Annotated in this window: 10 protein-coding genes; 7 read left to right on the forward strand and 3 right to left on the reverse strand. The window is 38.5% G+C overall.

Annotation, left to right across the window (positions count from 1 at the left end; translation table 11 throughout):
• The first annotated feature begins 145 nt into the window (after positions 1-145).
• The 5 genes from ypfJ (at position 146) to leuD (ending at position 6,710) form a co-directional block, all read left to right on the forward strand.
• The gene (gene ypfJ / locus DYE19_RS06975) at positions 146-976 is read left to right on the forward strand and encodes a KPN_02809 family neutral zinc metallopeptidase (protein ID WP_115323093.1); all 831 of its coding nucleotides are present in this window, start codon (positions 146-148) and stop codon (positions 974-976) included.
• A 504-nt stretch (positions 977-1,480) separates the two neighbouring features.
• Entirely contained in the window at positions 1,481-3,040 is a 1,560-nt protein-coding gene (gene leuA, locus DYE19_RS06980) for a 2-isopropylmalate synthase (RefSeq protein ID WP_115323094.1), read from the forward strand.
• 185 nt (positions 3,041-3,225) lie between these two features.
• On the forward strand, positions 3,226-4,305 hold the full coding sequence (gene leuB / locus DYE19_RS06985; protein ID WP_115323095.1) for a 3-isopropylmalate dehydrogenase: 1,080 nt from the start codon (positions 3,226-3,228) through the stop codon (positions 4,303-4,305).
• Between the two features lie 217 nt (positions 4,306-4,522).
• Complete coding sequence (gene leuC / locus DYE19_RS06990; protein WP_115323096.1) at positions 4,523-5,929, forward strand: 3-isopropylmalate dehydratase large subunit; 1,407 nt, start codon at positions 4,523-4,525, stop codon at positions 5,927-5,929.
• A 175-nt stretch (positions 5,930-6,104) separates the two neighbouring features.
• On the forward strand, positions 6,105-6,710 hold the full coding sequence (gene leuD, locus DYE19_RS06995) for a 3-isopropylmalate dehydratase small subunit (RefSeq protein WP_049215270.1): 606 nt from the start codon (positions 6,105-6,107) through the stop codon (positions 6,708-6,710).
• A gap of 650 nt (positions 6,711-7,360) precedes the next feature.
• Here the strand turns inward: leuD and mreD are convergent.
• The 3 genes from mreD to DYE19_RS07010 all read right to left on the reverse strand — a co-directional run bounded on the left by mreD (position 7,361) and on the right by DYE19_RS07010 (position 10,041).
• Positions 7,361-7,849 carry a rod shape-determining protein MreD gene (mreD, locus tag DYE19_RS07000; protein ID WP_115323097.1) on the reverse strand — a complete coding sequence of 163 codons (489 nt, stop codon included), beginning with the start codon at positions 7,847-7,849 and terminating at the stop codon, positions 7,361-7,363.
• A complete protein-coding gene (mreC, locus tag DYE19_RS07005; protein WP_049215274.1) occupies positions 7,849-8,907 on the reverse strand; it encodes a rod shape-determining protein MreC in 1,059 nt (352 codons plus the stop codon). Before mreC ends, mreD begins: the two co-directional genes overlap by 1 nt.
• Positions 8,908-8,985: 78 nt before the next feature.
• Positions 8,986-10,041: a rod shape-determining protein gene (locus DYE19_RS07010; protein ID WP_049215275.1), complete on the reverse strand. Its 1,056-nt coding sequence runs from the start codon at positions 10,039-10,041 to the stop codon at positions 8,986-8,988.
• Between the two features lie 273 nt (positions 10,042-10,314).
• Between DYE19_RS07010 and rnr the strand changes: the two genes are divergently transcribed.
• Together rnr and rlmB are read left to right on the forward strand one after the other, a co-directional pair.
• Positions 10,315-12,708, forward strand: coding sequence for a ribonuclease R (gene rnr / locus DYE19_RS07015; RefSeq protein WP_115323098.1), 2,394 nt, complete (start codon positions 10,315-10,317; stop codon positions 12,706-12,708).
• Positions 12,709-13,446 carry a 23S rRNA (guanosine(2251)-2'-O)-methyltransferase RlmB gene (gene rlmB, locus DYE19_RS07020; RefSeq protein ID WP_049215279.1) on the forward strand — a complete coding sequence of 246 codons (738 nt, stop codon included), beginning with the start codon at positions 12,709-12,711 and terminating at the stop codon, positions 13,444-13,446.
• Positions 13,447-13,500 lie beyond the last annotated feature (54 nt).

Genomic DNA, 13,500 nt, shown 5'->3' on the forward strand with positions numbered 1-13,500 from the left:
GTTAACCACCTTAACTAAATAACTTGATGAAGTCCATTGTTACGCAAAATATTTACACTACTTGAAAATTCTTTCTTAAATTTGACCGCACTTTAAGCAATTTGCGCTAGAATGCTAGTTTTTAATTTCATAAAAGGGCATTAGTATGCGTTGGCGTGGCCGTAGAGAAAGTTCGAATGTAGAAGATAGACGTTCGCAAAATCACTATCGTAGTGGTGGCAAAAAATCAGGTATTTTAGGCTTAATCATTCTTCTGATTGGTGCTTATTATGGTATTGACTTATCAGGCTTAGTCAGTACACCAGATCTCGGCTTGCAACAATCTTCTTCGCTTAACTCACAGGAAAAACAAGAGCTAAATAGCTTATCTCGTGTAGTATTGGCTGACACAGAAACTGTGTGGGGAAACTACTTTTCTCAAAACAGTCAACGCTATCAAATGCCTACTATGGTGCTATATCGCGGTGTAACACACACTGCGTGTGGGACAGGACAATCTGCGATGGGTCCCTTTTACTGCCCAAATGATAATAAAATCTATCTTGATTTATCCTTTTATACTGATATGAAACACAAGCTTGGTGCAGGTGGCGAAGCTGCTTTTGCTTATGTAATTGCTCATGAGGTCGGGCACCATATTCAAAATCAGTTAGGCATTCTTTCACAAGTCAATCGCCTACGTCAACAAACTAACCAAAACGAAGCAAACCGCTTATCCATTAAATTAGAATTACAAGCAGACTGCTTTGCTGGTGTATGGGCTCACCAAGCAACCAAAACAGGCTTATTTGAAAGTGGTGACATTGAAAAAGCATTTAATGCAGCTGAAGCCGTAGGTGATGATCGTTTACAAAAACGTAGTCAAGGTTATGTTGTGCCTGATAGTTTTACGCATGGCACATCAGCACAACGTTTACAATGGTTTAAACGTGGTTTAAATACGGGTGATCCGAGCCAATGTAACACTTTCCAATAATATTGATTCATAGTTATCATCATTTAAAACGCGATCAAAAAATATAAAATAGTGATCGCTTTTTTTGTGAGTTTTTTGTAACTATAAAAACAAATATTTTGTATATTATCTAAGTAAACAGTTAGAACAAAACCGACCTTAACCCCAATAAAAAAGCATTTAAACCCAATAAAACAATATAAATCAGCATTTAAAACTAATTAAATTATAAAAAACACACCAAAAAACAAATTAAATACTAAAATTTTATTTGACAGCCTGCTTTTTATCAGTAAGATGAAGATTATCAAGTTTCCAATAATAGTTTGATTTTATGTGTAACATTATTTCTTTATCTCTCAGCCTCCTGCTCTCACACTCGTTGTGCGGCTCAGTTGTGGATAAAAAATAGTGAATAAAAAATCCAATAAATTTGACCCGCATTAAACAAGCGGGTTTTTTTATTGAAATTTTCTAAAAACACACCGCACTTTAGTCAAAAAAAATAAAAGCAAGGACAACAATATGGCAAACAACAACATCATCATTTTTGACACTACATTGCGTGATGGCGAGCAAGCCTTAAAAGCCAGTTTGACAGTAAAAGAAAAATTACAAATTGCCTTGGCTTTAGAACGTTTAGGCGTTGATGTAATGGAGGTAGGCTTTCCCGTTTCTTCTTCGGGGGATTTCGAATCAGTGCAAACCATCGCTCGCCACATCAAAAACAGTCGAGTGTGTGCATTATCTCGTGCTGTGGATAAAGATATTGATGCGGCTGCTGAAGCGTTAAAAGTGGCGGAAGCTTTTCGTATTCATACTTTCATCGCTACTTCAGCATTACATGTAGAGGCTAAATTGCGTCGCACGTTTGATGATGTCGTTGAGATGGCGATCCAGGCTGTGAAACGTGCGAGAAATTATACTGATGATGTAGAGTTTTCTTGCGAAGATGCAGGGCGTACAGGAATTGACAACATTTGTCGTATTGTAGAAGCTGCAATTCATGCTGGCGCAACCACTATCAATATCCCTGATACAGTTGGCTATACGTTGCCTACTCAATTTGGTGACATTATTCACAATGTGATGAACCGTGTACCTAATATTGATAAAGCGATTATTTCAGTACACTGCCATAACGACTTAGGTATGGCTACCGCCAATTCATTAACCGCAGTGCAATATGGCGCAAGACAAATTGAATGTACGATTAACGGCATTGGTGAACGTGCGGGAAATACGGCATTAGAAGAAGTAGTCATGGCAATCAAGACACGCCAAGATATGTTCAATAGTTTAGATACGCGTATCAATACCCAAGAAATTCATCGTGTAAGTCAAATGGTGAGTCAATTATGTAATATGCCAATCCAGCCGAATAAAGCTATCGTAGGTTCTAATGCGTTTGCTCACTCATCAGGTATCCATCAAGACGGCATGGTGAAACATAAAAATACCTACGAAATTATGTCACCAGAGACCATTGGTTTGAAAAAAGAAAAATTAAATTTGACTGCACGCTCAGGCCGTGCTGCAGTGAAAAATCATATGCAAGAAATGGGCTACCAAGACCATGACTACGATTTAGATAAACTTTATGATGCCTTCTTAAAATTAGCCGATAAAAAAGGACAAGTGTTTGATTATGATTTAGAGGCATTAGCGTTTATTGATATGCAACAAGGTGATGAGGATCGCTTAACTTTAGACGTCATCACTTCTCAATGTATCAGCCATTTACCAGCCTCAGCCTTTGTACAGGTAGAATTAGATGGTAAGAAAATCAGTCAAGTTTCAAACGGCGGAAATGGCCCTGTAGATGCGGTTTACAACGCGATTTTAACAATTACGGGCTTAAATGTGAAAATGTTGAACTATCACTTAACAGCTAAAGGTGAAGGTGCAGAAGCCTTAGGACAAGTGGATATCGTCGTCGAACATAACGGGAGACGTTTCCATGGTGTAGGCTTAGCCACAGATATCGTTGAATCTTCCGCTAGGGCATTAATCCATGCTATCAATGCAATTTACCGCTCACAAAAAGTGGCAGATTTAAAATTACATAAAATTGCAGGAGTATAAAAACTTTCGCAAAAAGCACCGCACTTTTCGGCTCGTAAACAGGCTGTTTATCCTTACGTAAACTGCCTGAGCACAAAAAATTTTAGAAAAATAAAGTTGTATAAATAAAACGAACACAACTGAGATAACAACGCAAAAAAGTAACAATAACAATTAAATAATTGCTCAAATAAAGGAAAAAACAAATGCAAACATTCAATATTGCCGTCTTAAGTGGCGATGGAATTGGTCCAGAAATCATGGCAGAAGCCATCAAAGTATTAGATGCCGTACAACAAAAATACAGTTTCAAGTTAAATTACCGCACTTTTGATGTAGGTGGTATTGCCATTGATAATCACGGCACGCCATTACCACTTGAAACCTTGAAAGGTTGCGAAGAAAGCGATGCGATTTTATTTGGTTCAGTTGGTGGTCCGAAATGGGAAAATTTACCCCCTAATCAGCAACCTGAACGGGGTGCCTTACTACCGTTACGCAAACATTTTGCTTTATTTTGTAATTTACGCCCAGCCACCCTGTATCAAGGTTTAGAAAAATTTTGTCCATTACGCGCCGACATTGCTGCCAAAGGTTTTGACATGGTGACAGTCCGAGAATTAACAGGTGGTATTTACTTTGGTCAACCAAAAGGCCGTGAAGGTGAAGGCACGAATGAAAAAGCATTTGATACCGAAGTATATCATCGTTATGAAATTGAACGTATCGCAAGAGTCGCGTTTGAAACAGCAATGAAACGTAGCAAGCATGTCACTTCTGTCGATAAAGCGAATGTATTAATAAGCTCAGTCTTATGGCGTGAAGTGGTGACTGAGGTCGCAAAAGATTACCCTGATGTGAAATTAGATCATATTTATATTGATAATGCGACGATGCAATTGATCAAACAGCCTGAGTTTTTTGATGTATTACTCTGTTCTAATATCTTTGGCGACATTATTTCAGATGAATGTGCCATGATTACAGGCTCAATGGGTATGTTACCTTCAGCTAGTCTGAATGAACAAGGTTTTGGATTATATGAACCTGCGGGCGGCTCTGCTCCCGATATTGCTGGAAAAGGTATCGCAAATCCAATTGCACAAATCCTTTCTGCTGCGATGATGCTACGTCATAGTTTTAACTTAGATGATGCAGCAACAGCGATTGAGAATGCGGTGAAAAAAGTGCTCGCAGAAGGCTACCGTACTATGGACCTAGCGGACGAAAGCAAACCGATTTCGACTAAAGAAATGGGTGATTTAATCGCCCAAGCTGTGAAATAAAATTGTTATAAAGTTGACCGCACTTTTACTGTTTAAAACAAAAACTCCCTTCTAAGCCATCGAAGGAATTTAAATTTTGGGACCTGTTATATTGTTTGAGTATAGCGTAACAAGTTTATACGTTTTGCGTTAAACAATGTAATAGAAAAGAAAAAGGCTTAGCTGGATTGGCTTTCTTGAATAACACATAGAAAGCCCCCCTAATAAGGAATAAAAAATGAGCAAAACCCTATACGAAAAACTCTTTGATGCCCACGTTGTCCATGAAGCAGAAGGCGAAACACCTTTAATTTATATTAATCGTCATTTAGTGCATGAAGTGACTTCACCTCAAGCTTTTGATGGCTTACGCGCGATGGGGCGTATCGTTCGCCAACCAAGTAAAACCATTGCGACGATGGATCATAACGTGCCTACAGATAGCCGTGATTTAGCAGGTTCTGGTGAAATGGGACGGATTCAAATGGTCGAATTAGCTAAAAATACGGAGCAATTTGGTATCAAGCTTTACGACATTAACCATATTAACCAAGGTATTGTGCATGTCATGGGACCAGAACAGGGCTTAACACTACCAGGTATGACGATTGTCTGTGGCGACTCTCACACCGCAACACATGGCGCTTTTGGGGCATTAGCATTTGGGATTGGTACGTCTGAAGTCGAACATGTATTAGCGACACAGACCATCAAACAAGCTCGTGCAAAAAAAATGAAAATTGAAGTGCGAGGTAAAGTAGGAGAAGGTATTACTGCCAAAGATATTGTATTGGCAATCATTGGTAAAACTACAATGGGTGGTGGTACAGGGCATGTAGTTGAGTTTTGTGGCGAAGCGATCCGCGACTTATCTATGGAAGGACGTATGACAGTGTGTAATATGGCTATTGAGTTAGGCGCAAAATCAGGTTTGATCGCACCTGATGAGACCACTTTTGCCTATTTAAAAGATAAACCTTACGCACCTAAAGGTAAAGATTGGGATGCGGCTGTTGCCTACTGGAAAAATTTGTATAGCGATGAAGATGCTGAATTTGATACTGTCGTCACGTTAGATGCATGTGACATTCAGCCTCAGGTTACTTGGGGAACCAATCCTGGTCAAGTTATTGGGATTGATCAAACTATTCCAAATCCACAAGAAATACGTGATCCGATAGAACGTCAATCTGCAGAAAAAGCATTAGCCTATATGGATTTACCACATAGTATTAAGTTAACAGAGGTTAGCATTGACAAAGTGTTCATTGGCTCTTGCACAAATTCACGTATCGAAGATCTACGTGCTGCGGCCGCAGTCGCAAAAGGACGTAAAGTTGCTGCTGGAGTTCAAGCCCTTGTTGTACCTGGTTCAGGCTTAGTACGAGAACAAGCTGAAAAAGAAGGCTTAGACAAAATCTTTATCGACGCTGGTTTTGAATGGCGTTTACCAGGTTGTTCAATGTGCTTAGCTATGAATAATGATCGCTTAGAGCCAGGAGAGCGTTGTGCTTCGACCAGTAATCGTAACTTTGAAGGACGTCAAGGACGTGGTGGGCGCACTCATCTAGTCAGTCCAGCTATGGCAGCGGCTGCGGCTGTTTATGGCAAATTTGTCGATATTCGCAATATCGAATTAAATTAATCTCCCTACACTTTAATAAAGTAAAAGAAAGAAGAAAAGAAAATATTAAAAAAAGTACCGCACTTTTATTTTATATTCAAACAATGCACTTTCGCTTTTATCTGAATATAAACAGGTTTTCTTTAAACAGATAATCATAAAAGACTAGGATCACTTTAATTAAGAGAGAAAATATATGCCTAGAGAATTTAAACAACATACTGGTATCGCAATTCCACTTGATGCATCAAATGTAGATACTGATGCCATTATCCCAAAACAATTTTTACAAAAAGTTACTCGTACTGGCTTTGGCGCTCATCTATTCCATGAGTGGCGATTTTTAGACGAAGAAGGAAAACAACCCAATCCAGATTTTGTATTTAACTTCCCTCGTTATCAAGGTGCAAGTATTTTATTAGCGCGTGAAAATTTTGGTTGTGGTTCTTCCCGTGAGCACGCCCCTTGGGCATTAGATGATTATGGCATTCGTGTGATTATTGCACCGAGCTTTGCTGATATTTTCTACGGTAATAGCTTAAATAACCAAATGCTACCTATTCGTTTAAGTGAACAAGAAGTCGATGAATTATTCCAATATGTAGTAGCAAATGAAGGAGCTACGATTGCTGTCGATTTAGAAGCGCAAACAGTGACTGCAAATAGTAAAGTTTACCGATTCGAAATTGATAGCTTCCGTCGTCACTGCTTATTAAATGGGTTAGATAATATTGGTTTGACGCTACAGCATGAAAATAAGATTGCTGAATATGAAAGTAAAATCCCTGCTTTTTTACGCTAATGTAAAAAATATAAAGAGGTGAACCTATATCACCTCTTTTATACCCCTCTTATTTTATAGTCGTTCAGTTCTGCCTTACGGCACAAAGGTTTATGAGAAAATATAAGGAACAGACATATTCTTGTATTATTTTATAAAATTCAGCCATAAGGTGAAGCCATATCAACAGATCACGACTTCTTTCGTAAAAAGAATTGAGAACAAGATATGCAAAACAAATTGTTGAGTTTATTCAAATAATAATATTTATCTACACTTGTCTACTCAAAAGATATCTTGTTTGGGCTAATAGACTTTACTCTATATTCGATGAAAGTTAAAAAAACTTCAGGAAAAAGCAGCAGAAGATAGCTTAGCACTTTACGAGGTGGCTTACTCTCATCAACTTATACGTCAGCTCTCAATATGGAAAATTGAATTAGAATATGTACGTTTAGTCGATAATTCATTAGATTTATTTGGCAAGATAGAGTGGAAAAAAGGCAAAAGTAGGTAATAATTATTTCTGAATACTTCAGACCTTGTTTTGAAAAAGGTTGAAAGAGCTTATATCCGTTTTTTATCTGTATTTTAAGTAAATAGACATTACATTACTATCATAAGTGGTTTTGCTTAATGCTCAATACTGCATCAGTGTCAATCGTTCTTCATTAACGCAATTGTAACTGACGGCGAATACGACGAAGTAATAAAAATACCCAAGGCCACAATAAACCACTAGCTAATGCACCATAAATTTCCTGCCAATTGAACGATGCACTATGCAAAAGTAACTCAATAAGAAAAATCCCAACTCTGATCGCAAATACGAAACAAACGACTAACAAACTTTGCATCCACAAAGATAAATTACGTAAAATCAAATGGTTTAACGCAACTAAATAAATAAAGATAGATAAAATGAGTGCATGTACACCTAAAATTGAGCCAAGTACTAAATCCCAAACAACACCTAACACAAACGCAGTACCAATACTCACTTTATTTGGCACGGAAAGAGCCCAATATAATAATACTAAAACTAACCAAGCAGGTTTAAAATTCTGAAAATCCACAGGCCAAGGTGCAATTTCCATCACTAACGCTACAATAAAAGTACAAATGAGAATTAACCATTGTAATAAAAAGCGCTTTTCCATTACTCTTCCTCTCTTTGCTGTTGCTCTTGCTGTACTTCTGGTATAGGTAATGATTGATTATTTTCAGCTGGATTCTCAAGTATAGAATTCACCTCATCCCCGATAAGATGATTTTCGGCATCTTCTTTTACGAGTGTTTTTCTAACTCTATCCGCCTCAACACCTTGATTTTCTAGACGTTGTTGTACAGTACGGCGAATATCTTCAGGTGAAATAGATTGGACCTTCCTCATTTCCTCATTCGTTGGCCATAACAATAATACATAACGTAAGCGTTCTATAGAGGCTAATGGTTTAGCTGTAACCGTAGCAAAATAATTTTGTCCATCACGTGAGACTGACTCTACAATAGCAACAGGGTATCCCTCTAAAAAACGACCGCCTAATCCCGAAGTAACTAGTAAATCCCCTTTTACAATATCCACTGAGCGAGGCACATTATCTAAAGTTAACTCATCATTCCGTCCAGTTCCACTTGCAATGAGACGTACATCATTACGTAAGACTTGCACAGGAATAGAATGTGTGACGTCACTTAATAACAAGACTCGGCTAGTACTTTCGCCTACAGAAATGATTTGCCCAACAATCCCTTTTTCATCAATAATTGGTTGACCAACATAAGCGCCATCACGCTCACCTTGATTAATAACAACTTGCTTACGATAGACATCAGTTTCTGCGGTTAATACTTCTGCAATTTTCTTGTATTCATCAGTACGCAAAGGAGAGTTCAACAGTAAACGAAGACGTTGATTCTCTACTTTAAGTTGATCTAACAACAATAAATCTGCATTTTTCTCACGTAACTGCTCACGTAATACTTTATTTTCAATTTGTAACTTATTAGTATCAACAAGATTATCAGAAACACCATCTAATACTGTACGTGGTGTATTGGCAAGATAATATAATCCACCCACTGCTGTTTCCATAACACTTCTCGCCTTAATCATCGCATTAGTTTGTCCATCAGACACAATTAAGGCAATAGATGCGATAACAGCTAAAATTAAACGAAGACCTAAAGGGGGGGCCTTTCCAAAAATGGGTTTCATACCTAAATCAGACTAATTATGTCAGTAATAAAAAGATGAGGAAAAGTGCGGTCCAACAGACCACACTTTTGTATCAGATCAAATATCGTCACTAAAAATATCGCCACCATGCATATCGATCATCTCAAGCGCCTCACCACCACCGCGTGCAACACAAGTTAATGGATCTTCCGCAATGATAACTGGTACGCCCGTTTCTTTTGAAAGTAATACATCAATATTACGAATGAGTGCGCCACCGCCTGTTAAAACCATTCCACGTTCAAAAATATCAGCCGCATGTTCTGGCTGACATTCTTCCAGTGCTGTACGTACAGCAGCCACAATACCATTTAAAGGTTGTTGAATCGCCTCTAGCACATCACGAGAAGTTAATTTGAAAGAACGAGGTGCACCTTCTGCTAAATTATGACCATGCACTTCAATTTCACGAATTTCATCACCCTCTTGGATACAAGCAGTACCAATTTCTTGTTTAATACGCTCTGCAGTCGGCTCACCGATAATTGAACCAAAGGTCTTACGTACATAAGAAATAATAGCTTCATCAAAACGATCGCCACCGATACGTACTGAAGAAGAATAAACGATACCATTTAATGAAATTACAGCAACTTCTGTCGTACCACCACCAATATCAATGACCATGGAACCTGTTGCCGTCGATACAGGTAATTTAGCACCAATTGCCGCTGCCATTGGTTCTTCAATTAAATAAACTTCGCGTGCGCCTGCGCCAATTGCCGATTCTTTAATTGCACGTCGCTCAACTTGAGTCGCCCCTGCTGGCACGCAAACTAAAACACGTGGGCTTGGGCGCATAAAATTACCACTGTGCACTTGCTTAATAAAATATTGCAACATTTTTTCAGTGACAAAGAAATCTGCTATCACACCATCTTTCATTGGGCGAATAGCCGCAATACTTTTTGGCGTACGTCCTAACATTAATTTAGCATCTTTACCTACTGCTGCGATGCTTTTCAATGCTCCTGAGCGCTCTTGACGAATCGCAACTACAGAAGGCTCATCTAATACGATACCTTGTCCTTTCACATAAATCAGCGTATTGGCGGTACCAAGATCAATTGAGAGATCATTTGAAAATAAACCACGAATTTTTTTGAATAACATAAGAATTCCGTCGAACTAAATTGAATGATGAATACTCAAGTTTGAGTAATAAAAAAATTGCCATAAATGTACCAAAAAATGTACCTTTATGACAGAAAATTTTCTGTAAATTATCGAAAATCCCCTCATGTTTTCAGATTTCATGATTATTGAATAATATAATATCTCACTGATTTTTTCGCTAACTCGTATTGTACTTGCTTTCAAAGCAGCAGGATGTCAAACTTACTTCAGTATCGAATGCCATTTTTTCATTTGAGAAAGGAAGAAGCTATGTCAAAGATCCAAAAAAATAAGTTAGCACAAGATCCTAACTATCAAGAGGAGCTAGCGAAATATGAAACACCTATACCTAGTCGTGAATTTATCCTCGACATTATTCGCCAGCACAATGCGCCTGTTTCAAAAGAAGAATTGCTTGTGGCATTTTCAATTCAGCAAGAAGAACAACAAGAAGCTATGCGCCGCCGTTTGCGAGCAATGGAAAATGATGGACAACTTGTCTTTACTAAACGTAAACGTTATGCCCTACCTGAAAAATTAGATTTACTGAAAGGAACAGTCTTAGGGCATCGAGATGGTTATGGTTTTCTTCAAGTAGAAGGTAAAGATAGTGATTGGTTTATCCCAAATAACCAAATGCAACGTGTTATGCATGGTGATTATGTTCTTGCACAACCAAGTGGATTTGATCGCCGTGGTCGACAAGAAGTCCGTATCGTCCGCGTATTACAACAACGTAAAAAACAAATTGTCGGTCGATTTTTCCTTGAAGATGGTATCGGTTATGTCGTGCCAGATGATAGTCGTATTAATCGCGATATTTTAATTCCAAATGAACATCGCCAAGGCGCACGTATGGGACAAGTTGTTGTCGTGGATCTAAAACCTCGTACAGCTACATTCAGCCAACCTGTTGGCATGATCACAGAGATACTTGGTGAAAATATGGCAAAAGGTATGGAGGTAGAAATTGCAATTCGTAATCATGATATTCCACATGTTTTTCCTGATGCTGTTTTAAAACAAACCGCAAAGCTTAATGAAGAAGTACCAGAACAAGCAAAAGCAGGACGTATTGATTTACGCCAACTACCATTAGTCACAATTGATGGCGAAGATGCACGTGATTTCGATGATGCCGTTTTTTGTCAAAAGAAAAGGGGCGGAGGTTGGACTCTTTGGGTTGCTATCGCTGATGTAAGTTATTATGTGCGCTTACGTACTGCATTAGATACAGAAGCACATGCACGCGGTAACTCTGTATACTTTCCAAATCGTGTTATACCAATGCTACCTGAGATCCTGTCTAATGGGCTTTGCTCACTCAATCCACAAGTTGATCGTTTATGCATGGTCTGTGAGCTTAATGTTTCAGCTAAAGGTAAAATCACGGGATACGAGTTTTATGAGGCGGTTATGAATTCACATGCCCGTTTAACTTACACTAAAGTTGCACGAATTCTCGAAGGTGATGAAGAGCTATGCCAGCGCTACCAAAACCTTGTTCCCCATCTACAAGAATTACACAAAATGTATCAAGCATTGGTTACAGCAAGACATCAACGTGGTGCTATTGATTTTGAGACTATTGAAAGTAAATTTGTTTTTAACGAAATGGGGCGTATTGAACGTATTGAGCCTGTTATTCGCAATGATGCACATAAAATCATCGAAGAATGTATGATTTTAGCTAATATCGCTGCCGCTAATTTTGTTGAAAAACACCAAGAACCAGCCTTATTCCGCATTCATGCGGGACCAAGTGAAGAAAAAATTACCGCTTTTCGTGGCTTTCTGAATGAATGTGGCTTAGGTCTAGGCGGTGGTTCAAAACCAACAACCGCTGACTATGCTGAATTATTAGAACAAGTACGACAACGTCCTGATCATGAGCTCATTCAAACCATGTTATTACGCTCGTTAAGTCAGGCTGTTTATTCGCCAGATAACATCGGTCATTTTGGCTTGGCTTTAGAAGAATACGCACATTTCACTTCACCAATTCGTCGTTATCCTGACTTAACGCTACATCGTGGTATTAAATACATTTTAGCTAAACTAAAAGGATCAAAACGGAAAACAACAGATACAGGTGGTTATCATTACTCCCTCGATGAAATGGATCTGTTAGGTGATCATTGTTCAATGACGGAACGGCGTGCTGATGATGCAACTCGCGACGTTGCAGATTGGCTCAAATGTGAATACATGCAAGATCATGTAGGTGAAGAGTTTAGTGGTGTGATTTCTTCTGTGACAGGCTTTGGCTTATTTGTACGTTTAGATGATTTATTTATTGATGGACTCGTCCATATTTCTACTTTGGATAATGATTATTACCAGTTTGATTTATCTAAACAACGTTTAATCGGTGAAAACAGTGGTATGATTTACCGACTAGGCGATAAAGTACGGATTAAAGTAGAATCCGTCAGTCTTGAACAACGTCAAGTAGATTTTTCTTTAGTCACAAGTGAACGTAAACCTTTACGCCAAGGAAAAACATTAAAAGACAAAATCAAGAAAAATCAACGTTATGCAGAAAGTATCGAAAAACAACGTAACAAAAGTAAAAGAAGTCCAAATTCGCTCGGCAGATCGAAAACATCAAATAAATCAGCAGCGAAGAAAACAAAGCCAAAATCAGCTAAAAAGAGAAAATAAATGAGTGAAAATATTTATGGCATTCATGCAGTAAGTGCCTTTTTAAATCATGCACCAGAACGTTTAATTGAAGTCTATGTTTTAAAAGGACGCGATGATAAACGCTTACAACCGCTATTAAATGAATTACATAGTTTAGGTATTTCAGTACAATTCTTAAATCGACAAACATTAGATAAAAAAGCAGATGGTGAAGTCCATCAGGGGATTATCGCACGTGTTCAACCAGCTAAAGAACTCAATGAGGCCGATTTAGATAAGATTTTAGAGAATAAAACCAATCCTCTATTATTAGTGCTTGATGGTATCACAGATCCACATAATTTAGGTGCTTGTTTACGTACTGCAGATGCGGCTGGTGTCACTGCGGTTATCGTCCCTAAAGATAAATCAGCACAACTCACTTCAATTGCGCGTAAAGTTGCTTGTGGTGCGGCAGAAGTCATGCCATTAATTCGAGTGACTAATCTTGCACGGACGTTACGTGATTTACAACATCAACACCATATTTGGGTAGTCGGTACTGCAGGTGAAGCAACAGAAACCTTATATCAAACTAAATTAACGGGCGGATTAGCTTTAGTAATGGGAGCTGAAGGTGACGGTATGCGTCGCCTGACTCGTGAACATTGTGATCAGCTCATTAGTATCCCGATGGCAGGATCGGTTTCTTCACTTAATGTCTCTGTCGCGACAGGCGTATGCCTATTTGAAATCGTGCGCCAACGGCTTGCCTAAAACGTTGCAAAAACAGACCGCACTTTAAACTATAAAAAAGCCTAGCACAACGCT

Source organism: Pasteurella canis (assembly GCF_900454865.1).
Lineage (GTDB): Bacteria > Pseudomonadota > Gammaproteobacteria > Enterobacterales > Pasteurellaceae > Pasteurella > Pasteurella canis.

Coding starts and splice junctions, on each gene's coding strand:
- leuC (WP_115323096.1), top strand. CDS start 4,523: ATGAGCAAAACCCTATACGAAAAACTCTTTGATGCCCACGTTGTCCAT.
- leuD (WP_049215270.1), top strand. CDS start 6,105: ATGCCTAGAGAATTTAAACAACATACTGGTATCGCAATTCCACTTGAT.
- rlmB (WP_049215279.1), top strand. CDS start 12,709: ATGAGTGAAAATATTTATGGCATTCATGCAGTAAGTGCCTTTTTAAAT.
- mreC (WP_049215274.1), bottom strand. CDS start 8,907: ATGAAACCCATTTTTGGAAAGGCCCCCCCTTTAGGTCTTCGTTTAATT.
- ypfJ (WP_115323093.1), top strand. CDS start 146: ATGCGTTGGCGTGGCCGTAGAGAAAGTTCGAATGTAGAAGATAGACGT.
- DYE19_RS07010 (WP_049215275.1), bottom strand. CDS start 10,041: ATGTTATTCAAAAAAATTCGTGGTTTATTTTCAAATGATCTCTCAATT.
- leuB (WP_115323095.1), top strand. CDS start 3,226: ATGCAAACATTCAATATTGCCGTCTTAAGTGGCGATGGAATTGGTCCA.
- mreD (WP_115323097.1), bottom strand. CDS start 7,849: ATGGAAAAGCGCTTTTTATTACAATGGTTAATTCTCATTTGTACTTTT.
- rnr (WP_115323098.1), top strand. CDS start 10,315: ATGTCAAAGATCCAAAAAAATAAGTTAGCACAAGATCCTAACTATCAA.
- leuA (WP_115323094.1), top strand. CDS start 1,481: ATGGCAAACAACAACATCATCATTTTTGACACTACATTGCGTGATGGC.